22 protein-coding genes are annotated in these 23,235 nt (G+C 74.8%); 14 read left to right on the forward strand and 8 right to left on the reverse strand.

The features are described from left to right. Positions 1–4 precede the first annotated feature (4 nt). Both BLR12_RS09475 and BLR12_RS09480 read right to left on the reverse strand, forming a co-directional pair. Positions 5–820 (reverse strand): hypothetical protein, encoded by an 816-nt coding sequence (locus BLR12_RS09475; RefSeq protein WP_091376873.1) that lies wholly within the window; start codon positions 818–820, stop codon positions 5–7. Next, complete coding sequence (locus tag BLR12_RS09480; protein ID WP_218120606.1) at positions 817–1,566, reverse strand: alpha/beta hydrolase; 750 nt, start codon at positions 1,564–1,566, stop codon at positions 817–819. The genes BLR12_RS09475 and BLR12_RS09480 overlap by 4 nt, the downstream gene beginning before the upstream one ends. A 124-nt stretch (positions 1,567–1,690) precedes the next feature. Here BLR12_RS09480 and BLR12_RS09485 point away from each other — a divergent pair, with 124 nt between their 5' ends. From BLR12_RS09485 to pstB, 6 genes are all read left to right on the forward strand, one after another. Continuing rightward, positions 1,691–2,446, forward strand: coding sequence for a winged helix-turn-helix domain-containing protein (locus BLR12_RS09485; RefSeq protein WP_091376876.1), 756 nt, complete (start codon positions 1,691–1,693; stop codon positions 2,444–2,446). Between the two features lie 8 nt (positions 2,447–2,454). Next, a complete protein-coding gene (gene mshD / locus BLR12_RS09490) occupies positions 2,455–3,381 on the forward strand; it encodes a mycothiol synthase (protein ID WP_091376879.1) in 927 nt (308 codons plus the stop codon). Positions 3,382–3,708: 327 nt separating this feature from the next. Then, a complete protein-coding gene (pstS, locus tag BLR12_RS09495) occupies positions 3,709–4,827 on the forward strand; it encodes a phosphate ABC transporter substrate-binding protein PstS (RefSeq protein ID WP_091376881.1) in 1,119 nt (372 codons plus the stop codon). A gap of 131 nt (positions 4,828–4,958) precedes the next feature. Then, on the forward strand, positions 4,959–5,915 hold the full coding sequence (pstC, locus tag BLR12_RS09500) for a phosphate ABC transporter permease subunit PstC (RefSeq protein ID WP_176832446.1): 957 nt from the start codon (positions 4,959–4,961) through the stop codon (positions 5,913–5,915). Continuing rightward, on the forward strand, positions 5,915–7,000 hold the full coding sequence (gene pstA, locus BLR12_RS09505; RefSeq protein ID WP_091376884.1) for a phosphate ABC transporter permease PstA: 1,086 nt from the start codon (positions 5,915–5,917) through the stop codon (positions 6,998–7,000). Before pstC ends, pstA begins: the two co-directional genes overlap by 1 nt. Positions 7,001–7,023: 23 nt before the next feature. Next, positions 7,024–7,803, forward strand: a complete 780-nt coding sequence (gene pstB / locus BLR12_RS09510) for a phosphate ABC transporter ATP-binding protein PstB (RefSeq protein WP_091376887.1) — start codon at positions 7,024–7,026, stop codon at positions 7,801–7,803. 33 nt (positions 7,804–7,836) lie between these two features. Here the strand turns inward: pstB and BLR12_RS09515 are convergent, their stop codons facing one another. After that, positions 7,837–9,984: an LCP family protein gene (locus BLR12_RS09515; RefSeq protein ID WP_091376892.1), complete on the reverse strand. Its 2,148-nt coding sequence runs from the start codon at positions 9,982–9,984 to the stop codon at positions 7,837–7,839. A gap of 182 nt (positions 9,985–10,166) precedes the next feature. Between BLR12_RS09515 and BLR12_RS09520 the strand changes: the two genes are divergently transcribed. Beyond that, positions 10,167–11,345: a methyl-accepting chemotaxis domain-containing protein gene (locus BLR12_RS09520; protein ID WP_143018750.1), complete on the forward strand. Its 1,179-nt coding sequence runs from the start codon at positions 10,167–10,169 to the stop codon at positions 11,343–11,345. A gap of 55 nt (positions 11,346–11,400) precedes the next feature. Here the strand turns inward: BLR12_RS09520 and BLR12_RS09525 are convergent, their stop codons facing one another. Together BLR12_RS09525 and BLR12_RS09530 are read right to left on the reverse strand one after the other, a co-directional pair. Beyond that, complete coding sequence (locus BLR12_RS09525; RefSeq protein WP_091376899.1) at positions 11,401–11,832, reverse strand: DUF2795 domain-containing protein; 432 nt, start codon at positions 11,830–11,832, stop codon at positions 11,401–11,403. A gap of 37 nt (positions 11,833–11,869) precedes the next feature. Continuing rightward, the gene (locus BLR12_RS09530; protein WP_091376901.1) at positions 11,870–12,079 is read right to left on the reverse strand and encodes a hypervirulence associated TUDOR domain-containing protein; all 210 of its coding nucleotides are present in this window, start codon (positions 12,077–12,079) and stop codon (positions 11,870–11,872) included. 278 nt (positions 12,080–12,357) lie between these two features. Between BLR12_RS09530 and BLR12_RS09535 the strand changes: the two genes are divergently transcribed. The 7 genes from BLR12_RS09535 (at position 12,358) to BLR12_RS09565 (ending at position 19,417) form a co-directional block, all read left to right on the forward strand. Beyond that, positions 12,358–13,134, forward strand: coding sequence for a siderophore-interacting protein (locus BLR12_RS09535; RefSeq protein ID WP_255363398.1), 777 nt, complete (start codon positions 12,358–12,360; stop codon positions 13,132–13,134). Between the two features lie 100 nt (positions 13,135–13,234). Next, a complete protein-coding gene (locus tag BLR12_RS09540; RefSeq protein ID WP_091376904.1) occupies positions 13,235–13,957 on the forward strand; it encodes a response regulator transcription factor in 723 nt (240 codons plus the stop codon). Positions 13,958–14,006: 49 nt separating this feature from the next. Then, a complete protein-coding gene (locus BLR12_RS09545; protein WP_255363399.1) occupies positions 14,007–15,554 on the forward strand; it encodes a sensor histidine kinase in 1,548 nt (515 codons plus the stop codon). 30 nt (positions 15,555–15,584) lie between these two features. Then, positions 15,585–16,298: a PaaI family thioesterase gene (locus BLR12_RS09550; RefSeq protein WP_091376907.1), complete on the forward strand. Its 714-nt coding sequence runs from the start codon at positions 15,585–15,587 to the stop codon at positions 16,296–16,298. Continuing rightward, a complete protein-coding gene (locus BLR12_RS09555; protein WP_091376908.1) occupies positions 16,295–17,032 on the forward strand; it encodes an inositol monophosphatase family protein in 738 nt (245 codons plus the stop codon). Before BLR12_RS09550 ends, BLR12_RS09555 begins: the two co-directional genes overlap by 4 nt. A 106-nt stretch (positions 17,033–17,138) precedes the next feature. Next, positions 17,139–18,047: a sulfate adenylyltransferase subunit CysD gene (cysD, locus tag BLR12_RS09560; RefSeq protein WP_091376911.1), complete on the forward strand. Its 909-nt coding sequence runs from the start codon at positions 17,139–17,141 to the stop codon at positions 18,045–18,047. Beyond that, on the forward strand, positions 18,047–19,417 hold the full coding sequence (locus BLR12_RS09565) for a sulfate adenylyltransferase subunit 1 (protein WP_255363400.1): 1,371 nt from the start codon (positions 18,047–18,049) through the stop codon (positions 19,415–19,417). Before cysD ends, BLR12_RS09565 begins: the two co-directional genes overlap by 1 nt. Before the next feature lie 86 nt (positions 19,418–19,503). On the opposite strand, the gene BLR12_RS09570 is transcribed toward BLR12_RS09565, so the two are convergent. The 3 genes from BLR12_RS09570 to BLR12_RS09580 all read right to left on the reverse strand — a co-directional run bounded on the left by BLR12_RS09570 (position 19,504) and on the right by BLR12_RS09580 (position 23,178). Continuing rightward, positions 19,504–20,325, reverse strand: coding sequence for an FAD binding domain-containing protein (locus BLR12_RS09570; RefSeq protein ID WP_091376913.1), 822 nt, complete (start codon positions 20,323–20,325; stop codon positions 19,504–19,506). 73 nt (positions 20,326–20,398) lie between these two features. After that, positions 20,399–20,902, reverse strand: a complete 504-nt coding sequence (locus tag BLR12_RS09575; RefSeq protein ID WP_091376916.1) for a (2Fe-2S)-binding protein — start codon at positions 20,900–20,902, stop codon at positions 20,399–20,401. Further along, positions 20,902–23,178, reverse strand: coding sequence for a xanthine dehydrogenase family protein molybdopterin-binding subunit (locus BLR12_RS09580; RefSeq protein ID WP_091376918.1), 2,277 nt, complete (start codon positions 23,176–23,178; stop codon positions 20,902–20,904). Before BLR12_RS09580 ends, BLR12_RS09575 begins: the two co-directional genes overlap by 1 nt. Positions 23,179–23,235 lie beyond the last annotated feature (57 nt).

Below are 23,235 nucleotides of genomic sequence, written 5' to 3' on the forward strand. Positions count from 1 at the left end.
CCGCTCAGAGGGTGTTCTGCAGGACGAGGGAGAACGCCACCGGCGCGGCGGCGGCGAACGGCAGCAGGGCCTGCAGCAGCGTCCCGGCCCAGGCGCGGGCGGGGCCGGCGGCCACGACGTAGCCGGCGGCCAGGCCGACCAGCGCGGCGACCGCGCCCAGCGCCAGCCCGGCGAGGAGCGCGCCGAGGACCCCCGCGGGCCCGCCCGTGCCGGCACCGACCACCGCGACCGCGGCGCCGGCCAGCACCGCGAGCACGAGGGCGGGGACCCCGCGCGGCACGCCCGCGGCGACCGGCGGGCGGGGCAGCACCCGGTCGACCAGCGAGCCCACGACCAGGGTCGCGCCGACCACGAGCAGCGCCGTGGTCGCGGCCGCGGCGTGGTCCCCGGTGGGCAGCAGCAGGACGGCCAGCGCGGTCACCGCGCACACGAGCAGCAGGACGCCGGCCAGCGAGCCGACGACGTCGTGCCGCGGTGCCGGGCGCAGCATCTGGTGCAGCACCGCGGCCAGCAGGCCCAGCCCCGGCACGGCGAGCAGCGCGCCGATCTCCGGCCGGTCGGAGAGCACGAGCAGCAGGTCCGCGCCGGCCGCGGCGGCGAGCCCGAGCGCCGGGGCGCCGACCCGGGCGGGGATGCCGGTCGCCGGCACCCAGGCCGCGACCAGCGCCAGCTGCACGACGGCGACCGCTCCCAGCCGGCCCGCGTCACCGGCGGCCACGGGGAGCAGCACCAGCAGCACCGTTGCGCCCGCGACCGCGGCGGCCGTGGGCAGGTGCCACGCCCGGGCCGACGGCCCGGCTCCCGCCTCGGTCACCGTCACGGACCGATCGTCGCAGACACCCAGCGCCCGATCCGCTCGACGAGCGGGGCGCTGGCACCGCTCTCGGCGTGTCCGAACCCGGGGACCACCCACGCCGTCGCTGTCGGGCCCGCCGCCCGCACCAGCGCGCGCAGGTGCTCCAGCGGGACGTAGCCGTCGCGGTCACCGTGCACCAGCAGCAGCGGGGTGGGCGCGATCCGGCCGGCCACCGCCAGCGGCGACTCCGGCGGGACCAGCCAGGGGTCGTCGAGCCGCAGCCGGAACGCCGGGGCCACGACCCGCCGTCCCAGCGGGGCCTCCAGCAGCCAGTGCACCCGCCGCATCGGCGGCGTGTCGCGGATGTACCAGCGGCTGACCGCGCTGACCGCGACGACGGCGTCCGGGCGGGCCCGACCCAGCGCCGCGTGGCGCAGCACGACCCCCCCCCCGCCCAGCGACATCCCGACGGTGACCACGGCACGCGCCCCGTCGGCCCGGGCGGCGGCCACCGCGGCGTCGACGTCGCGCACCTCGGGGTCCCCGCCCACCGCAGAGCGCCCACCCGAGCGGCCGTGGCCGCGCGCGTCGAACCCGCGGACCTCGCCGAAGGCGCTCAGCCAGCCGGCCAGCCGGCGGAACGAGGGCCGGGCGACCGAGCCGGTGAAGCCGTGCACGACGACGAAGGTCGGCGGCCGGGGCCCGGCGACGGGCCGTGCGGGGACGAGGAGGCCGGCCAGCCGCACGCCGTCCGGCGTGTCGGCGGTCACGGATCGCGATCCGGTCACGGCCGGGGGACGGGGTGACACGTCGGTTATCCTGCTGCCTCACCGACAGCGCCGTCGTGGGCCCCTGGACGACGTCGGTCGTCCCCGGCTCCCCTGAGGAGACGCCATGCGACTCGTGCTCATGACCGCCGCCCGCCAGGCGACGACCGAGGTGCTGCCCGCCCTCGGCCTGCTGGGCCACCAGGTGCGCGTGGTGCCACCCGAGCTCTCCAGCCTGCTCGACGGCGACTCCGGGGACGTCGTCCTCGTCGACGCCCGGCACGACCTGGTCCAGGCCCGCACGCTGTGCGGGCTGCTCTCCTCGACCGGCGTCGCCTCGGCGCTCGTCGCGGTCCTCTCCGAGGGCGGCCTGGTCGCGCTGTCGGCCGACTGGGGCGTCGACGACGTCCTGCTCGACACCGCCGGCCCGGCCGAGGTCGACGCCCGGCTCAAGTGGGCCACCGCCCGCCGCATGGCCGCCAGCGCGCCGGTCGACGGCGACAGCGGGGTCACCCAGGCCGGTGAGCTGGTGATCGACGAGCACAGCTACTCCGCGAGGCTGCGCGGCCGCCCGCTCGACCTCACCTACAAGGAGTTCGAGCTGCTGAAGTACCTGGCGCAGCACCCGGGCCGGGTCTTCTCCCGCGCCCAGCTGCTCCAGGAGATCTGGGGCTACGACTACTTCGGCGGCACCCGGACGGTCGACGTCCACGTGCGCCGGCTGCGGGCCAAGCTCGGCACCGAGCACGAGGCGCTGATCGGCACCGTGCGCAACGTCGGCTACAAGCTCGACCAGCAGGTCGCCGACGCCACCGCGGCCGCCGCGCGCGCCGAGGCCCTCACCTCCGACGACACGGCGCAGGCCGACACCGAGCTGGTCTGAGGCCCGCCCTGTCCACTGCTCCCCACGTCCGGGACGTCGGCCGGCTCGAGCCGGCCGACGTCGAGGCGGTCCTCGCGCTGCTGCGCGCGGCGACCGCGGCCGACGGCGTCCGTCCGCTGTCGGAGGAGGCCGAGCTGCGGCTGCAGCACGGCGGCCCGGCCGGCGGCCGCGACGTCCTGGCCACCACCGCGGACGGCGCGCCGGCCGGTTACGCGCGGTTCGAGGGCGGGGACGGCACCGGGGACGCCGAGGCCGAGCTCGTGGTCTCCCCCGACTGCCGGCGGCGCGGGGTCGGCCGGGCACTGCTGACCCGGCTGGAGGAGCTGGCCGGGGACCGCCCGCTGCGCGTGTGGGCCCACGGCGACCTGCCCGGGTCCGCGCACCTGGCGCGGTCCCGCGGCTACACCCGCGCCCGGGTGCTGCTGCAGATGCGCCGCGACCTGGCGGGGGTCGACCCCGAGCCGCGGCCGCGGCTGCCCGGGGGCGTGCTGCTGCGCACCTTCCGCCCCGGCCGCGACGAGGAGGCCTGGCTGCGGGTCAACGCCCGGGCGTTCGCGCACCACCCCGAGCAGGGCAGCTGGACCCCCGCGGACCTGCAGCTGCGCGAGGCCGAGCCGTGGTTCGACCCGGCCGGCTTCTTCCTCGCCTGGGACGACGACCGGCTCCTGGGCAGCCACTGGACGAAGGTGCACCCGCCGGGGGACGAGGGACCGGAGGCGGTCGGCGAGGTCTACGTGCTGGGCATCGACCCGGACGCGCAGGGGCTGGGCCTGGGACGCGCGCTCACCGACGTGGGGCTGGCCCACCTGCGCGGGCTGGGGCTGCGCCAGGTGCTGCTCTACGTCGAGGAGGACAACACCGCGGCGGTGCGGCTCTACGAGCGCAGCGGGTTCACCCGGCACGCCGTCGACGTCTCCTGGCGCCGCGCCCCCTGACGTGCCGCGCCCCCTGAGGTAGGGAGTCCCGGCCCTCGTGCAGGGGCCCGCCGCAGGCCCCGTTCAGGGCACCGCCCTGAGCTCGCGAAGGGTGGGGAGGACGGGGTCCTTCCCCGGTGGGGGCGCGAGGGCCCTTCTCCACTCGGCGCGCCCGCGTTCACCCGATGGCCGTGAGCTGGTCCACACGGCGTGACCCAAGCCTCCGCCGCCGTTCACCTCTCGTTCATCGAGCCAGCGGGAGGCGTCCACCTGCGCTCCCTACCGTCCCTGGTCGTTGGTTCCGCGCTGCCCGGCAGAAGCCCGGGCACACGTCGAAGGGCAACTGTCTTGAAGCTCAGCACCAGGTCGCGCGCCGTCGTCCTCTCGACGGCGCTGGCCGGCTCGCTCGCGCTCTCCGCGTGCGGCGCCGCCAACGAGGAGACCGCGGGTGGCGGTGGTGGCAGCGCCAGCACGGGCAGCTCCACGGAGCTGAGCGGCACGCTCGTCGGCGCAGGGGCCAGCAGCCAGCAGGCGGCCATGCAGGGCTGGACTGCCGGCTACTCCGGCGTGCAGCCGGGCGTGACCGTCAACTACGACCCGGTGGGCTCCGGCGGCGGCCGCGAGCAGTTCATCGCCGGCGGCACCGACTTCGCGGGCTCGGACGCCGCGCTCGACGAGGAGGAGCTGGCCGCCGCGCAGGAGCGCTGCGCCGGTGGCGAGGTCTTCGAGCTGCCGAACTACATCTCGCCGATCGCGGTGGTCCACAACGTCGAGGGCGTCGAGGAGCTGAACCTCTCCCCCGCGGTGCTGGCCGGCATCTTCAACCAGCAGATCACCAACTGGAACGACCCGGCGATCGCCGCGGACAACCCGGGCGGAACGCTGCCCGACCTGCCGATCACCCCGGTGAACCGCTCGGACGAGTCGGGCACCACCGAGAACTTCACCGAGTACCTGGCCGCCGCGGCGCCGGAGGCCTGGACCTACGAGCCCGACGGCAACTGGCCGGTCGAGGGCGGCGAGGCCGCCCAGGGCACCTCGGGCGTGGTCAGCGCCGTGAGCGGCGGCAACGGGACCATCGGCTACGCCGACCTCTCGCAGGCCGGCGACCTGGGCGTGGCCAACATCGGCGTCGGCGGGGAGTTCGTGACGCCGACCCCCGAGGCCGCGGCCGCGGTGGTCGAGAACTCCGAGCGGCTCGAGGGCCGCGGCCAGTACGACTTCGCCATCGAGGTCGCCCGCGACACCGCCGAGTCCGGCAACTACCCGATCGTGCTGGTCAGCTACCACATCGGCTGCATCACCTACGACGACCCGGAGAAGGCCGGCCTGGTGGCCGACTTCATGGGTTACGTGATCAGCGAGGAGGGCCAGCAGGCCGCGGCCGAGGCCGCGGGTTCGGCGCCGATCTCCGAGGCGCTGCGCGAGCAGGCGCAGACGGCCGTGGACGCGATCACCGCCGGCTGAGCCCACAATGACCGGCAACGGCCCGGGGTGCCCGACGGCGCCCCGGGCCGTTGGCGGGCCCGGCTCCGGCCGGGCGCCCGCACCACCCCCGCCGGGCCCCCCAGCACCGGCCAACACCCCACGGAGCAGCGGTGAGCAGCACCAGGACGACACCCCCGTCCCCGCCCGGGACCGGACGGTCGATCCGCCGTCCCGGTGACCGTGTCTTCGCCGGCACCGCCAAGGGCGCCGGCATCCTCATCCTCGCCATCCTCGCCGGGGTCGCGGCGTTCCTCGTCGTCGAGTCGCTGCCCGCGCTGACCGCGCCGGCCGAGGAGATCCCGGGCGGTGAGGGCCTGGCCTCCTACGTCGTCCCGCTGGTCTTCGGGACCCTGCTGGCCGCGGTGATCGCGCTGCTGGTGGCCACGCCGCTGGCGGTGGCCATCGCGCTGTTCATCGGCTACTACGCCCCGCGGCGGCTGGCCCAGGGTCTCGGGTACGTGGTCGACCTGCTCGCCGCCATCCCCAGCATCGTCTACGGCTTCTGGGGCATCTTCTGGCTGGCGCCCAAGCTGGTGCCCTTCTACGTGTGGCTCGAGGAGGACCTGGGCTTCATCCCGCTGTTCGCCGGCCCCGCCTCGACCACCGGGCGCACCATGCTGACCGCCGGCCTCGTCCTCGCGGTGATGATCCTGCCGATCGTCAGCGCGATCTCCCGCGAGGCGTTCCTGCAGGTGCCGAGCCTGCACCGCGAGGCCGCGCTGGCGCTGGGTGCCACCCGCTGGGAGATGATCCGGATGGCTGTCCTCCCCTACGGCCGCTCCGCCGTGGTCGGCGGCGCCATGCTGGGCCTGGGCCGCGCGCTGGGCGAGACGATGGCCGTCGCCATCGTGCTGTCGGTCTCCGGCGGCATCACGTTCAACCTGATCAGCAGCGGCAACCCGTCGACCATCGCGGCGAACATCGCGCTGGAGTTCCCCGAGTCCTCGGGCATCGACATCAACACGCTGATCGCCAGCGGTCTGGCCCTGTTCGTGATCACCTTCGCGGTCAACATGCTGGCCCGCGCGATCGTCAACCGCCGCGCCGACTTCTCCGGAGCGAACTGATGAGCCAGACCTCCACGGCGCCGGTCCCCACGGGCAGCAGCGCACCGGGGCCGCGGCGCGGCGAGCGCGCCGGCCGGCTCCCCCGGTGGGCGCCCCTCGCGTGCTTCCTCGGTGCCGCCGTCCTGGTCGCGGTGCTCTGGCCGGTGTTCGACCTGAACATCGCGCTGGCCGTCCTCTACACCGTCGTCCTCGGGACGCTGGCGGTCTACCTGCTCGCCCGGTCGGTGGAGGGCCGCCGCCGGGCCACCGACCGGCTGGTGACCTGCCTGGTGGTGAGCGCCTTCGGGCTGGCGATGGTGCCGCTGGTCTCGCTGGTCTGGGAGGTCGTCAGCCGCGGCATCGGTCGGCTGGACGGCGAGTTCTTCAACTCCTCGCTGGTCGGCATCGTCGGCGAGGGCGGCGGCGCGTACCACGCGATCATGGGCACGCTGGTCATCACCGCGCTGACCACGCTGATCTCGGTGCCGATCGGCCTGATGACGGCGATCTACCTGGTCGAGTACGCCCAGGGCCGGCTGAAGCGGGCCATCACCTTCCTCGTCGACGTGATGACCGGCATCCCGTCGATCGTGGCCGGCCTGTTCGCCTACGCGCTCTTCGCGATCTTCCTCGGCCCCGGCGTCCGGCTCGGCATCATGGGCGCGATCGCGCTCTCGGTGCTCATGATCCCGGTCGTCGTCCGCTCGGCGGAGGAGGTGCTCAAGCTCGTGCCGAACGAGCTGCGCGAGGCCTCCTACGCGCTCGGCGTGCCCAAGTGGCGCACCATCGTGAAGGTCGTCGTCCCGACCGCCATCGCGGGCCTGGGCACCGGCGTCACCCTCGCGATCGCCCGCGTGGTCGGCGAGACCGCCCCGCTGCTGATCACCCTCGGCATCACCAACGCGACCAACCTCGACCCGTTCGACGGCCGCATGGCGACGCTGCCGGTCTACGCGTACTACCAGCTGACCCAGCCCGGGGTCCCGCCGGAGTTCGCCACCGACCGGGCCTGGACGGCGGCCCTCGTCCTGATCATCCTGGTGATGGGTCTCAACGTCGTCGCCCGGCTCATCAGTCGCTTCTTCGCTCCCAAGTCCGGTCGCTGACCGGCAACCCTGGAGGACCTGCAGTGGCCAAGCGCATCGACGTCTCGGACCTGAACATCTACTACGGCGACTTCCTCGCCGTCGAAGGCGTCAACGTCTCCATCGAGCCGCGCAGCATCACGGCCCTCATCGGGCCGTCGGGCTGCGGCAAGTCGACCTTCCTGCGCTCCATCAACCGGATGCACGAGGTCATCCCCGGCGGACGCGTCGAGGGGAAGATCGTCATGGACGGGCAGGACCTGTACGCCTCCGACGTCGACCCGGTCGACGTCCGCCGGCAGATCGGCATGGTCTTCCAGCGGCCCAACCCGTTCCCGACGATGTCGATCTACGAGAACGTCGCCGCGGGGATCCGGCTGAACAGCAAGAAGATGAAGAAGTCCGACCTCGACGACCTGGTGGAGCGCTCGCTGCGGGGCGCCAACCTCTGGAACGAGGTCAAGGACCGGCTGGACCGCCCGGGCGCCGGCCTCTCGGGCGGTCAGCAGCAGCGGCTGTGCATCGCCCGCGCGATCGCCGTGGAGCCCGACGTGCTGCTGATGGACGAGCCGGCCTCCGCGCTGGACCCGATCTCCACGCTGGCGATCGAGGACCTGATGGCCGACCTCAAGGAGCGCTTCACCATCGTCATCGTCACCCACAACATGCAGCAGGCCGCGCGGGTGAGCGAGCAGACCGGCTTCTTCAACCTCAACGGGGTGGGTCAGCCGGGCCGGCTGATCGAGTTCAACCCGACCGAGAAGATCTTCAGCAACCCGGACCAGAAGGCGACCGAGGACTACATCTCCGGCCGCTTCGGCTGAGAGAGGACCCACGGCCCGGGCCGTGCCGCCGGCTCAGCAGGAGACGGGGGCCGGTGCGGCCGCGACCGGCTCGGCCGCGGGCGTCTCGACGACGGGCTCCGGTGCCGGGGCGGGCTCCACCACCACCGGGACGACGCTGGAGAAGCCCGGCCCGATCACCAACTGGACGGCCCCGCCGGTCGCGTCGCTGGCCTGCAGCACCGCGCCGGGGACGGCGGCGGCGACCGTGCGGGCCTGCTCCTCAGCGCCCGGGGCATAGCGGACGAGCGTCTCGTTGACCACGCCGAGCTCGTTGCCGACCTCGCCGATGCCGAAGCCCTGGGCGCGCAGCTGGTCGCCCACGGTGGCGGCCAGCCCGCTGGTCGCGGTCCCGTTCAGCACGTCGATGGTGATACCGGCCGGGGCGGCGGTGAGCGGCTGCTCCGCGGGCGGGGTCACCGGCTGCTCGGCGGCCGCCGGGGCCGCGGCCACAGTCGCCGGGTCGGCGGTCTCCGGGGCGACCAGCTCCTCGGGCAGCCGGCCCTCCTCGATCACCCGGTCGAACAGCGAGCGGGTGGCGGCGGCGTCGAGCACGACGTGCGCCTGCTCGCGCCCGGTCGGCACGTAGCCGACCTGGGCGACCGGCAGGCCGGTCCGTTGCACCGCGCCGCCACCGAGGTCGCCGAGCGTGCTGGCGAGGGTGCGCAGGTCGCCCAGGGTGGTCGCCTCGTCGAGGGTGAGGGCGTCGGAGGCGCGGGTGAGGAACCGGGTCAGGGTGACCGGGTTGCCCAGGGTCGACGGCCTCAGCGCCGTCCGCAGGGTGGAGGTGAGCACCAGCTGGGTCCGCTCGGCGGTCGCCTCGCCGGTGACGTCGGCGCCGACCGCGCCGGGGGTGAGGTAGCCGGTGGCGAGCTCGCCGGACAACCGGCTCGGTCCGGTCGGGAGGGGCTGCGAGGCCGCGGCGACCGCCGGCGTCGCCACGGGCACGCAGACGTCGACGCCGTCGAGCGCGTCGACCATGGCGGGCAGCCCGGCGAGGTCCACGCCCAGGTAGTGGTCGATGCCCAGGCCGGAGAGCTGCTGCACCGCGCGCACCGTGCAGGACGGCCCGCCGTCGAGGAGCGAGTCGGCGAAGGACTCGGTCACCGCCTCGCGCACCTGCCCGTCGGCACGGATGCACGCGGGGGTGTCCACCAGGGCGGTCGGCGGGATGCTCACGAGGACCGCGCGGTCCTCGTCCGCGCTGACGTGCGCCAGCAGCGTGGCCACCGAGGCCGCGCCCTCCTCACCGGGCAGGCCGGTGCCCACGACGAGGTAGGTGGCGGCCCCCTCCTGCAGGGCGGGGGCGAGCACCTCCGCCCCGTCGGGGGTCAGCGCGTCGACCCGCTGGATGCGCTGGTCGACGTAGAAGTACAGGCCGAGGTGGTAGGCCAGGACCACGCCGACGAGGACCGCCAGGACGGTCGCGGCGCGGACCAGCCGCCGCCGGCCCGGGCTGCGGGCGGCACGGCGAGCGGCCCGCCGCTCGCGCGGCGAGGGCGGCGCCAGCCGGGTCGCGCCGGACAGCGGGGCGTCGCGGCCCGGGATCGGAGGAAGCGGGGCGATCGGCCGGGACGGGCGGGAGCCGTCCTGCTCGACCAGCGGCGGGAAGAGCGGCACGGAGGGGCGGACCGACGGCGGCACCGGCGGGAGACCGCTGCGCTGCGGCTCCGGTGTGGCCGGCCGGCCCGGGAGGGCGGGCAGCGGCGGGAGCGGTGGGACGGCGCCGGGCGCCGGCTGCGGGGCCGGGGCGGGCGGGCGCGCGGCCGCCGACCCTCCGGGGACGGGGGGCAGTCCGCGCTGCGGAGCGGGGGTCGCGTCGACCGCGGACGGCCCGTCGGCGGTGCGCCGTCCGAACGGGGCGCGCGCCTGGGGCCGGTCGGCAGCCGGGACGTCCTCCGCGGGCACCGGCGGCCGGCCGCGCCGGTGCGCGGGGGCCTTCTCGCCGATCGCCAGGGGCAGTGGGATCTCACCGGTGCGCGCGGCCCGACGGCGACCCACCTCGCCACCCTGACGGGCGATCAGCTGCTCGACGGTGATCGGCTCGCGGGCCGGGACGTCGCCGCCGGTGACGGGCGACTGCGGGGCCGGGTGGCGCCGGCCGCGGAGACGCCCGGCCCCGCGGGCGTCCCCCGCGTCGTCGCGCGTGCGTTTGTCACCCACCCGTGCCGACTCCGCATCGTCGAACTGCCGCCCTGGCGGGCTCCGTCGTCCCCGTCCTGCACGCGGTCGTATCGCTGCGCAGTCGGGCAGTCACCCACGATACGGGCGCTGGGGCCCTTCCCGGGGTGGGACGCGCGGAGATCGGCGGGCAGGACGGCACCGCCGGCCGTAGCGTCGCCGGGGTGAAGCTGCCGTTCGTGCCCGGTCCCTCCGACGTGGTCTCCGCCGTCGAGGGCGTCCGCGACGGCGTGACCGAGGCCCTGGCCCTGGTCCCCCGGCTGGTCACCGTCGTCGGACGGGTCGAGGGTCTGCTCGACCGGCTCACCACGGTCGTCGAGAAGGTCGAGGTCATCGTCGACCGGGTGGACACCGAGATCGCCGCCGTCGAGGACACCCGGCGGCGGGCCGACGAGGCGATCGCCGCGGTCGGCCGCACGCGGCAGCGGGCCGACGAGGCCATCGCGGGCGTCGGCGCCACACGGGAGAAGGCAGACGTGGCGATCACCGCCATCGGCGCCACCATCGCCCGCTCCGACGACGCCGTCACCGCCATCGGCGCCACCATCACCCGCTCCGACGACGCGGTCACCGCCATCGGCAACACCATCGCCCGCTCCGACGACGCGGTCACCGCGATCGGCGCCACCATCGCCCGCTCCGACGACGCGGTCACCGCGATCGGCGCCACCATCACCCGCTCCGACGACGCGGTCACTGCCATCGGCGCCACCATCACCCGCTCCGACGACGCGGTCACTGCCATCGGCGCCACCATCACCCGCTCCGACGACGCCGTCACCGCCATCGGCAACACCATCAACCGCTCCGACGACGCCGTCACCGCCATCGGCAACACCATCAACCGCTCCGACGACGCCGTCACCGCCATCGGCAACACCATCAACCGCTCCGACGACGCCGTCACCGCCATCGGCAACACCATCACCCGTTCCGACGAGGCCGTCACCGCCATCGGCGCCACGATCTCGGGCGCGGGCGGCGCGGTCACCCGGGCCGAGGGGCTGCTGGGGCGGGTCGACCCGCTGGTCGACGTCTTCCACGAGCCGCTGCTGGCGCTGGCCCCGGCGGTGCGCCGCCTGGCGGCGAGCATCGACCCGACCGAGGTGGAGGCAGTGGTCGCCTTCATCGACCGGCTCCCACAGTTGATGACCCACCTCGACGAGGACGTGCTCCCGGTGCTGTCCTCGCTCGGCAACGTCGGCGCCGACGTGCACGACCTGCTCGACACCATGCAGGACCTGCGGCACGTGGTGAAGGGCTTCCCCGGCTCCCGGCTGTTCCGCCGGCGCGGCGCCGAGGAGATCGCGGAGGACGAGGAGCGCGAGGCCGCGGAGGCCTAGTCCGGGGGCCTGGTCGCGGTCGGGAGCCGGCTGCGCGGCTCCCGACCGCCACGGCTCAGGTCTCGGTGGGGTAGCCCAGCGCTCGGACGACGTCGCCGATCCGGTCGTAGGTCTGCCCCTCGGGCAGCCGGCGCAGCTCGTCCACGACGGCGTCGGGCGCCCGGTGGTCCAGGGCGGCCTCGACCAGGGCCGGCCCGTCGCTGGGGAAGTCGGCGCGGTCCAGCCAGCGGGCCAGCTCGGCCCGGGCGACGACGGCGTCCTCGGTCATGCCCACGGGAACGCCCCCGACGAGGGTGCCGTCGGGGCTGCTGTCGATGTCCGGGTCCCCCTCCGCCTGGGGCTCGACCTCGCGCCATTCCTCGGCACGCGTGGCCCGCTCCCCCTTGAGCATGCCCTGGATCTCGTGCTCGAGCTCTTCGTCCACCCGTGGGCTGTGCTTGGTGCTGCGGGATGCCGTCCCGGCGAACTGGTCTCCGGTCTCGCTCACGATCGTCCTCCCTGGTGCCGTCATCTGTGCTGCGCCGTCACTTCTCGTGCAGGGCCCCGGGCTTGTGCACCGCGGTCTTCCCGGTCTTGTCGCTCTCGACCTCGTACTGCGGCTCGTCCTTGCTGGCCTTGACCTTCCGGCCGCCCGCTTCCGTCTCCGACGTGATCTCCCGCTTGACGGTGCCCTCGACCTCCTGGCCGTGGCTCTTCCAGGTGACGTGGTCGCCCTTGCTGATGTCGTCGGACACGGGACCCTCCCAGGGTGCTCGGCGTGGTGCCCTGCCCCTGCCCGCGCACGCACCCGGGCACACATCACCCGTCCGGGAGGCCCGATCACCCGTGCGGGCACTGACTCCGGACGATCCGTCACGTAGCGTTCCGGTCGACGGGGAGCGCCACGCCGTTACCGCTGCTCGAAGCGGGTGACGTGATGACACACCGTGACGGCCTCGTCCTCGATCGCCGGCCCGGTCGACTCCATTCCCCCGGGGTCGGCCGGGTCGGCCCGCATCTACCCTCGGGGCTCGTGACAGCCCCTCCACCCACCCGGCCGGTCGACGTGCTGACCGTCGCCACGACCACCGAGGTCACCCCCTCGGTGCGCCGCATCGTGCTGTCCGGCACCCCGGAGGCGGTCGCGGCCGCCGGCCCGACGATCTCGCTGCTGGTACCCCGCGTCGGCGACCCGGCCCCGCGCTGGCCCACGGTGCAGCGGGACGGGCGGATCGTCTGGCCGCAGGGGTCGCACGGGGTGAGCCTGCGCAGCTACACCGCCCGCCGGCAGGACCCCGGCCGCGGCGAGGTGGAGATCGACTTCGTGCTGCACGGGGACGGCCCCGCGGCGGCGTGGGCCGGGGCCGCGGCCCCGGGGGCGGCGGTGGCCGTGGCCGGCGGCGGGCCGCTGGGCGAGCGGCCCGCCGGCTGGCTGCTGCTGGCCGGCGACGAGACCGCGCTGCCCGCCATCAGCCGCATCCTGGCCGAGGCGGCGCCGTCCACCCGCGGTGTCGCGCTGGTCGAGGTCGCCGACGCCGCGGAGGAGCAGCCGTTGCCGGCCCCGGACGGCGTGGCGGTCCGCTGGCTGCACCGCGACGGCAGCCCGCCCGGCGAGGAGACGCTGCTGGCCGACGCGGTCGCCGCACTCGACCGGCCGGACGGCGAGGACCTGTTCGCGTGGGTGGCCGCGGAGTCCGCCGCCGTCCGCGCGGTGCGGGCCGACCTGCGCGGCCGCTGGGGGCTGGGCCGGGCGCAGCACCACGCGATCGGCTACTGGCGGCGCGGCCGGGCCATGTCACCCGCGGGGTGACCCGGTGTCCAGACTCCTCACAGGGAATGCCCAGGGCCGCTCCAGGCCGGGGCGCCACCCTCAGGGCATGACCACGGCTGCGCGTTCGACGGGAGGTGCTGTGACCAGCACCGGCAAGGGCTCCGCACCGGAGGCGCGCCTCCTCGTGGTGGACGACGAGCCCAACATCCGTGAGCTGCTGTCGGCGAGCCTGCGCTACGCCGGGTTCGAGGTGGCCACGGCCGCGGACGGGCAGCAGGCGCTGGCGATGGCGGCCTCCTTCCGCCCGGACCTGCTGGTCCTCGACGTGATGATGCCGGGTCTGGACGGCTTCGGCGTCGTCCGCCGGCTGCGCGAGAGCGGGCGGCACACCCCCGTGCTCTTCCTGACCGCTCGGGACGCTGCGGAGGACAAGGTGTCCGGGCTGACCCTGGGCGGCGACGACTACGTGACCAAGCCGTTCAGCCTGGACGAGGTGCTCGCCCGGATCCGGGCCGTGCTGCGCCGCAGCACCGGCCCGCAGCGCCCGGCGGAGTCCCCGCGGCTGTCCTTCGCCGACATCGAGCTCGACGAGGAGACGCACGAGGTCATCAAGGCCGGCGAGGTGGTCCCGCTCTCGCCGACCGAGTTCAAGCTGCTGCGGTACCTGATGGCCAACGCGGGGCGGGTGCTGTCGAAGGCCCAGATCCTCGACCACGTGTGGAACTACGACTTCAACGGCGACGCGAACGTCGTCGAGTCCTACATCTCCTACCTGCGCCGCAAGGTCGACACCACCGAGCCGCGCCTGCTGCACACCATCCGCGGCGTGGGCTACACGCTGCGGCTGCCCCGCGGGACGTGAGCGGCTCTGCCGTCCGGCCGGCGCCGGGCGGGGGCGGACCGGTGACCAGGTGACGGGGACCCCCGTCCGCCCGGGGCCCCGCGGCACCCGCCTGCCCCTGCGCATCACCCTGGTCGTGCTCATCGTGGCGCTGGTCGGCCTCGCGCTGACCGCCACGGGGATCGTCGCGACCCACGTGCTGCAGGGCTACCTCGCCGGCCAGCAGGAGGACGAGCTCCGTGAGGTGCTCGACGACTACGGGCGCGACCCGACGGTGATCGAGGCCTGCCGCACCGGCGTGGACCTCGTCCTGCCCGGCCCCTACCTGGTCGCCTGCAAGGCAGCGGGCAGCGACGACCTCACCGTCGTCTACGTCCCCCCGCCGAAGGCCGACGAGCTGCCCGACGTCGACGAGCAGACGGGCGAGGCCGACGGGCCGCCGTTCCGCGACTGGTCACGGGACGGCGACTGGCAGCTGCTGACCGTCGAGCTCGACGGCGGCTACGCGCTGGTGATCGGCGGTGACCTGGGCCGCGACCAGCGGGCCATCCGCCAGCTCGTCGCCACCCAGGTCGTGGTCGGCCTCATCGTCCTGACGGTGCTCGGAGCCGCCGCCTACCTGCTGGTCCGCAACAGCCTGCGGCCGCTCACCGAGGTGGAGCGCACGGCGCGGGCGATCGCCGCCGGTGACCTGTCCCAGCGGGTGCCCACCGGCGACGAGCGGACCGAGGTCGGCCGGCTGTCGCTGGCGCTCAACGGGATGCTCGCCCGGATCGAGTGGTCCTTCCGCGCCCAGCAGGAGTCCGAGGAGCAGGCCCGCGCCTCGGAGACCCGGATGCGCCGGTTCGTCGCCGACGCCAGCCACGAGCTGCGCACGCCGCTGACCTCGATCCGCGGCTTCGCCGAGCTGTACCGGCAGGGCGCCGTCGGCAGCCCCGAGGAGACCGCGCGGCTGATGCAGCGGATCGAGTCCGAGGGCGCGCGGATGGGCGTGCTGGTCGAGGACCTGCTGCAGCTCGCCCGGCTGGACCAGCAGCGCCCGCTCACCATCACCCCGGTCGACCTGGCCGAGGTCGCCGGCGACGCCGTCCACGACGCACGGGCCGTCCAGCCCGACCGTCCCATCAGCCTCCAGCTCGACCCCTCGCTCAGCGAGCTGCCGGTGGTGCTCGGCGACGAGGCCCGGCTGCGCCAGGTCGTCGGCAACCTGGTCACCAACGCCCTGGTGCACACCCCGCAGACCGCCCCGGTCACGGTCACGGTCTCCGACGAGCCGGCGGCCGGGGACGGGACGGCGGACGGCGACGACGGCGGCGTGGTCGTGCTGCGGGTGGCCGACGGGGGCCCGGGCATGGCCCCCGAGGACGCCGCCCGCGTGTTCGAGCGCTTCTACCGCGCCGACAGGTCACGGGCCCGCACGGCCGGCGGGACCGGGCTGGGCCTGGCCATCGTCAGCGCGCTGGTGGCCGCGCACGGGGGGACGGTGCACCTGGACACCGCCCCGGGCCGCGGCGCGGCGTTCACCGTCCGGCTGCCCCGCTCGGGCCCGGGCGGGGCGGGTCGGGGCGGGGCGGGTCGAAGCGAGGCCCCGCCGGCGCCGGACGCACCGGCGGCCTGAGCCCGCGGGCGGTCCGGCTACCGTCCGCGGGTGACCTCCGACGCGGGCGGGCAGCCCTACGACGCCGACCTCATGGCCGCGGTGACCGAGCTCGGCGCCGCCCTGCGGGGGCTGGTGGACGCGTCCGTGCTGACCACCGTCCCGGCCGACGAGCTGCGCGCGGCGGCCGCCGGGACGCGGGCGGTGACCGAGCGGCTGGCCGCGGCCCGGCGGCCGCCGACCCGGCTGCCGGTGCTCGACGACCCGCTGGTCTTCCGCCGCGTCTACAGCCCGGTGAGCGGGGTCGGCAGCGCCCTGGCCCCCCCTCTGGTGATCCGCCGCGCCGAGGGCGGCGTCGTCGCCGAGGCGACCCTCGGGGCGGCCTACGAGGGCCCGCCCGGGTACGTGCACGGCGGGGTGAGCAGCCTGCTGATGGACCAGCTGCTCGGCTCCACCGCCATCGCCGCCGGGCTGTGGGGCATGACCGTCCGCCTGGAGCTGGACTACCGCGGCCCGGTGCCGCTGTCGACGCCCCTGACCCTGCAGGCGCGGGTCACCGAGGCCGCCGGGCGCAAGTGCGTGGTCACCGGCACGATCGCGCCGGCCGAGGACCCCGAGCGCACGCTGGTCGAGGCCCGCGGCGTCTTCGTCATGCCGCGGGAGGAGGTCCGCGCCGACTACTTCGGTGCCATCACCGACGCCTCGGGCCGGCCGGCCCCGCCCCGGCGCCCCACCGACGCCACCGCGACGACCGAGCGCCCGTGAGCGACGTCGAGGTCGCCGCGACCGCCGCGCGCGCCGCCGCCGCCGTCCTCACCGGGCTGCGCGAGGAGGGCCGGCTGTCCGGCCGCGAGCTGGGGGACGCCGGGGACGCCGCCGCGCAGGCCGCCATCGCGCAGGTGCTGGCCGAGCGCCGTCCGGCGGACGTGGTGTTCAGCGAGGAGGCGGTCGACGACCGGCGCCGGCTGGACGCCGACCGCGTGTGGATCGTCGACCCCCTCGACGGCACCCGGGAGTACGGCGAGGCCGGCCGCCCGGACTGGGCGGTGCACGTGGCGCTCTGGTCGGCCGGCGAGCTGACGGCGGCAGCGGTCGCGCTGCCCGCGCTCGGCGTGGTGCTCCGCACCGACCCCGCACCCGTCGTGCCCGCGCCCGAGGCCGGACGGCCGAGGATCGCGGTCAGCCGCACCCGCCCACCCGAGGTGGCCGCGACCGCCGCGGCCGCCCTCGACGCCGAGCTGGTGCCGATGGGCTCGGCGGGGTGGAAGGTCACCGCCGTCGTCCGCGGCGAGGCCGACGCCTACGTGCACGCCGGCGGCATGTACCAGTGGGACTCGGCCGCGCCGGTCGCCGTCGCCCGGGCCGCGGGCCTCACCGCCGTCAGGCTGGACGGCTCGCCGCTGGTCTACAACGTCCCGGAGGCCTGGCTGCCGGACCTGCTGGTGTGCCGCCCCGAGCTGGCCGAGCCGCTGCTGGCGGCGGTCCGGACGGGGTCGTAGCGGAGCGCTCCCGGCCATGGCGGACACTGGGGGACGGGAATGCCCCCCGGGCCGGTGCGGTTGGTGCCGGTTCGACCCCTGCCGCCGATCCCCGGAGTTCCTGCGCGTGAGCACCCCTGACTACCGGCTCAGCCAGCTGGAGACGCTGGAGGCCGAGTCCATCCACGTCATCCGCGAGGTGGCCGCCGAGCTCGAGCGCCCGGTGCTGCTGTTCTCCGGCGGCAAGGACTCCATCGTGATGCTCGAGCTGGCCCGCAAGGCGTTCGCGCCGGCCCGCATCCCGTTCCCGGTCATGCACGTCGACACCGGGCTGAACTTCCCCGACGTGCTGGAGTTCCGCGACAAGCGGGTCGCCGAGCTGGGCGTGCAGCTGATCGTCGCCTCGGTGCCCGACGCCATGGCCCAGGGGCTGGTGAAGGAGGAGCCCAACGGCTCCCGCAACCGCATCCAGACCCCGGTGCTGCTCGACGCGGTCGAGGAGCACGGCTTCACCGCGCTGTTCGGCGGCGCCCGCCGCGACGAGGACAAGGCCCGCGCCAAGGAGCGGGTGTTCTCCTTCCGCGACGAGTTCGGCCAGTGGGACCCGAAGAACCAGCGGCCCGAGCTGTGGGACCTGTACAACGGCCGGATCCACCTCGGCGAGTCGATCCGGGTCTTCCCGCTGTCGAACTGGACCGAGCTGGACATCTGGCAGTACGTCCTGCGCGAGCAGATCGCCATCCCGCCGCTGTACCTCGCCCAGGAGCGGGAGGTCGTGGAACGGCAGGGGATGCTCTACGCCGTCAACGAGTTCATCCGGCCCAGGGACGGCGAGCAGCCGTTCCGCGCGACCGTCCGCTACCGCACCGTCGGCGACGCCAACCTGACCGCCGCCGTCCGCTCGGAGGCCACCACGGTCGAGGAGGTCATCGCCGAGATCGCGGTGACCCGGATGACCGAGCGGGGCGCGACCCGCGGCGACGACAAGGTCAGCGACGCCGCCATGGAGGACCGGAAGAAGGAGGGCTATTTCTGATGACACCCGACCCGACCCTCCCCACGGCCGCCCCCGAGACGTACCCCACCGTCACCGACGCCGACGACCAGCCGGTCGACGTCCACTCCCCCGTCGCCGAGCACGCCGTCGAGCTCGCCACCGCGCGCAAGGACATCGTGCGCATCGCCACCGCCGGCTCGGTGGACGACGGCAAGAGCACGCTGATCGGCCGGCTGCTCTACGACAGCAAGGCGATCTTCGAGGACCAGTACGAGGCGGTGGCCCGCGCCAGCAAGGGCGACCACGTCGACCTCGCGCTGCTCACCGACGGCTTGCGTGCCGAGCGCGAGCAGGGCATCACCATCGACGTCGCCTACCGGTACTTCTCCACCCCGCGGCGCACGTTCATCCTGGCCGACACACCCGGCCACGTGCAGTACACGCGCAACATGGTCACCGGCGCCTCGACCGCCGACCTCGCGATCGTCCTGGTCGACGCCCGCAACGGCATGGTCGAGCAGAGCCGCCGGCACGCCTTCCTCGCCTCGCTGCTGCGGGTGCCGCACCTGGTCGTCGCGGTCAACAAGATGGACCTCGTCGGCTGGTCGCAGGAGGTCTTCGACCGGATCGCCGACGAGTTCAGCGCCTTCGCGGCCAAGCTCAGCGTCCCGGACCTGACCGTCGTCCCGATCTCGGCGCTGCACGGGGACAACGTCGTCACCCACTCGCAGGAGTCGCCCTGGTACGAGGGGCCGACGCTGCTGCACCACCTCGAGCACGTGCACGTGGCCAGCGACCGCAACCTCACCGACGCCCGGTTCCCGGTGCAGTACGTCGTCCGGCCGCAGACCGAGGAGCACCACGACTACCGCGGCTACGCGGGCACCGTGGCCAGCGGCGCCTTCCGGCCCGGCGACGAGGTGCAGGTGCTGCCCAGCGGGCTGAGCACCACGATCACCGGCATCGACGGCCCCCGCGGCCCGGTCGAGGAGGCCTTCCCGCCCATGGCGGTGACGCTGCGGCTGGCCGACGACCTCGACGTCTCCCGCGGCGACCTGGTGTGCAAGCCGGAGAACGCGCCGACGGCCACCCAGGACCTCGACGCGCTCGTCTGCTGGATGGCCGAGGAGCCGCTGCGGCCCCGCCAGCGGATCGCGGTCAAGCACACCACCCGCACGGTGCGTGCAGTGGTCAAGGAGCTGGCCTACCGGCTCGACGTCAACACGCTGCACCGGGACAGGGAGGCCACCGAGCTCGGCCTCAACGACATCGGCCGGGTGCGGCTGCGCGCCACCCAGCCGCTGTTCGTCGACGACTACACCCGCAACCGGGTCACCGGGCGGTTCATCCTCGTCGACGAGGCCACCAACGCCACCGTCGGCGCGGGGATGCTCACCCCCGCCGGCTGAGAAAGGACCCCCCTGCCCCCCACCGCTCGCAGGCTCGCGGTGGGCCCCTGCAGGGGGCCGGCAGGCTGACGTGACCAGCCTGTCCTTCAGTGAGCGGCGGCGGCCGCCTTCTCCAGCGCCCGGCGGGTGAGCAGCCGGGCGAGGTGACGGCGGTACTCCTGGTCGGCGTGCATGTCCGACGTCGGCGAGGTGCCCTGGTCGGCCAGCGCCGCGGCCTCGGCGATGGACGCCCCCCCGGCCAGCGCCTCCTCGGTCGCCGTCGCCCGCACCACCGAGCCGCCCATGTTGGCCAGCGCGACCCGCCCCTGCACCGCCGCGGCCGCGACGATCGGCCAGTCGTTCTCCCGGCGGGTGAACTTCTCGTAGCCCCAGCCGGCGTTGCCCGTGCGGGGCACCCGAACCTCGACGACCATCTCGTCGGGCGACAGCGCCGTCTCGAAGAAGCCGGTCCAGAACCCGGTGACCGGTACCTCCCGCCGCCCACCGGGCCCCTGGACGACGACGGTCCCGCCGAGGGCCAGCAGCGCGGTCGGCAGGTCCGACGCCGGGTCGCTGTGCGCCACGGTGCCGCCCAGCGTGCCGCGGTGCCGCACCTGGGGGTCGCCCACCCGGCCGGCCGTGTGCGACAGCAGCGGCACCTCGGCCCGGGCGACCTCGGACCGCTCCAGCTCGTGGTGCCGGGTCCCTGCGCCGATGGCGACCTCGTCACCCTCGGCCCGCACGTAGGACAGGTCGCTGATCCCGCTGATGTCGATCAGCACGGACGGCACGGCCAACCGCAGCTTCATCACCGGCAGCAGCGAGTGCCCACCGGCGAGCAGTTTGGCGTCCTCGCCGTGCTCGGTGAGCGCGGCCACCGCCTCGTCCACCGAAGCGACCCGCACGTAGTCGAACCGGCTCGGGATCACCGGCCCTCCTCGCTGGCTCTCGTCGGGCCCGTGACCCGGGATGCTGCGTACCTGGATGACCTCGCGAGCTCGGTCATGCCTCGACCTCCTGCGCCTGGGGCACCTGGCCGGCGGCCGGCCCGGACTTCGCGGCGGCCTGCACCGCCCGGACGATGTTGTGGTAGCCGGTGCAGCGGCACAGGTTGCCCTCGAGGCCCTCGCGGACCTCCCGGTCACTCGGGTCGGGGTTGTCGGCCAGCACGCCGATGGCGGCCATGACCATGCCGGGGGTGCAGAACCCGCACTGCAGCCCGTGCTCCTCGCGGAAGGCCCGCTGCACGGGGTGCATCTCACCGTCCGGACCGGTGAGCCCCTCCAGCGTGGTGACCTGCGCGCCGTCGGCCTGGACCGCCAGCACCGTGCAGGACTTGACGGTGAGACCGTCGACGACGACAGTGCACGCCCCGCAGGACGTGGAGTCGCAACCGATGTTCGTCGCCTTGAGCCCGCAGACGTCCCGGAGGTGGTGCGCCAGCAGCAGCCGGGGTTCCACGTCGTCGGTGCGCTGCCGTCCGTTGACGGTCATCGAGACCTGCATCAGTTGCCTCCCTGGGCCCGCTGGATGGCCCGGAACACCCGCATCGGGGTGGTGGGCATGTCGATGTGCCGGACGCCGAGGTGGGCGACCGCGTCGATGACGGCGTTCTGCACCGCCGGCGTGGAGCCGATCGTCCCGGCCTCGCCGATGCCCTTCGCGCCGAGCGGGTTCATCGGGGTGGGCGTGGCCATCTCGACCAGTTCGAAGCTGGGCAGCTCGGTGGCGGAGACGAACGGGTAGTCGGCCAGCGTCGAGGTCGTCGGGTTGCCGTCCTCGTCGTAGAGGACCTCCTCCAGCAGCGCCTGGGCCACACCCTGCGCGTAGCCGCCGTGCCGCTGCCCCTCGGCGAGCAGCGGGTTGAGGATCGTGCCCGCGTCGTCGACCGCGATCAGCCGCGCGACCTCGGCCTTGCCGGACTCGACGTCCACCTCCACGACCACCACGTGGGCGCCGAAGGGGAACGTCGGCGCGGCGGCCTCGAACCGGGTCTGCACCAGCAGCTGCTCGTCGGCGGCCAGCTCGGCGAAGCTGACCCCCGTCCCCGGCGTACCGCGGACGGCGAGGCCGGCGAGACCCAGGTCGACGACGAGGTCCTCGGGGTCGACCTCCAGCTTCTCCGCGGCCCGTCTCCTGGCCAGCTCGACGAGCTCGCCGGCCGCCTGGTGCACCGCCGCCCCGCCCTGCTGCAGGCTGCGCGACCCCATCGTGCCGCCGCCCTGCGGCACCCGGTCGGTGTCGCCGTGCACCACGGTGATCCTCTCCACCGGGATGCCGAGCTGGTCGCTGGCGATCATCGCCCAGGCGGTGGCGTGCCCCTGACCGTGCGGCGAGGTGCCGGTGAGCACCGTCGCCGTGCCGTCCGGGTGGACCTCGAGCGAGGCGCCCTCCCCCGTGCCGGCGCCGTTGTCGGCCCCGGTGATCTCGACGTACACCGACATCCCGATGCCCAGCTGCCGCACGTCGCCGCGCTCCCGCCGCCGGGCCTGCTCGGCCCGCAGCTCGGCGTAGCCCGCGGCCTCGAGGGCCGCGTCCAGCGCCGCGGTGTAGTCGCCGTTGTCGTAGGTGGCGCCCGTCGGCGTGGTGTGCGGTTCGCTGAACGCCGGCAGCAGGTTCTCCCGGCGCACGTCGGCGGGGTCCATGCCGATCTCGGCGGCGAACAGGTCGACCGCCCGCTCGAGCGCCGCCGTCGCCTCCGGCCGGCCGGCACCCCGGTAGGCCCCGATGGACGTCGTCGTGGTGGCGAGGGCGCGGGCCTGGGCGTGCACCTTCGGGAAGCCGTAGACCCCGGGGGCCATGAGCATGGTGAGGGTGGGCAGCACCGTCCCGATCCGGGGATAGGACCCGCAGTCCTGGTCCACCACGATGCTGTAGGCCTCGATCGTGCCGTCCCGGCGCCCACCGATGGTGACGACCTGGTCCTGGGCCCGGCCGTGCAGCATGCCGATCAGGTTCTCCGACCGGCTCTCCGCCCAGCGCACCGGCCGGCCGACGTGCCGGGCCAGCCAGGCGACGAAGGCGTACTCCGGGTCGGCGCCGATCTTGGCCCCGAAGCCGCCGCCGACGTCGGGGGTGATCAGGTGGATCAGGTCGGGGTCCATCTCCAGCCAGTCCCCGAACTGACCCCGGGCCTGCTGGGCCCCCTGGTTGGTGCACCAGACGGTCACCCGGCCGCCGTCGTCCCAGGCCGCGGCGGCGGCCCGGGTCTCCAGCGGCACGGGCGCCACCCGCTGGTTGACCATCGGCTGGGTGACGACGACCTCGCAGCCGTCGAAGAAGTCCGCCGGCGCGGGCTTGCCGAACGAGGCCATGACGTTGGTCCCCGCCTCGGGGAACAGCAGCACCTCGTCGGAGGCCGCCGCGGCGGTACCGACGACCGCGGGCAGCGGGTCGATGTCGACGACGACCAGCTCCGCGGCGTCCTCGCCCTGGTACCGCTCCTCGGTGAGCACGACGGCGATCGGGTCACCGACGAACCGGACCCGGTCCGAGGCCAGCCAGGGGCGGGTCATCCCGGAGTTGACGAAGGGGAAGGGCGGCGGGATGGGCACCAGGTCGCCGATGTCCTGCGCTGTCACGGCCGCCACCACGCCCGGTGCCTCCAGCGCCGCGGACGCGTCGACCGACAGCAGCTGCCCGTGGGCGACCGTGGACCGCACGAAGGTGGCGTGCAGCGCCCCGGCGAGCCGGTCGTCGGTCAGGTCGTCGGTGTAGGTCGCACCACGTGTGAGGAACAGCGGGTCCTCCGTGCGGACCACGCGTGTACCCAGGATGCTCATGCGCTCACCTTCCGTCAGGCGGGGAGACCCTGGTCACCTTCTCGCACGAAGCACCGC

It is taken from the genome of Geodermatophilus sp. DSM 45219 (assembly GCF_900104025.1).
Classification (GTDB): Bacteria; Actinomycetota; Actinomycetes; order Mycobacteriales; family Geodermatophilaceae; genus Geodermatophilus.

Bases quoted from the DNA above. Each gene is read 5' to 3' on its own strand.
- BLR12_RS09580 (WP_091376918.1), bottom strand. From the start codon at position 23,178: ATGAGCATCCTGGGTACACGCGTGGTCCGCACGGAGGACCCGCTGTTC.
- BLR12_RS09485 (WP_091376876.1), top strand. From the start codon at position 1,691: ATGCGACTCGTGCTCATGACCGCCGCCCGCCAGGCGACGACCGAGGTG.
- BLR12_RS09565 (WP_255363400.1), top strand. From the start codon at position 18,047: ATGACACCCGACCCGACCCTCCCCACGGCCGCCCCCGAGACGTACCCC.
- BLR12_RS09575 (WP_091376916.1), bottom strand. From the start codon at position 20,902: ATGCAGGTCTCGATGACCGTCAACGGACGGCAGCGCACCGACGACGTG.
- pstA (WP_091376884.1), top strand. From the start codon at position 5,915: ATGAGCCAGACCTCCACGGCGCCGGTCCCCACGGGCAGCAGCGCACCG.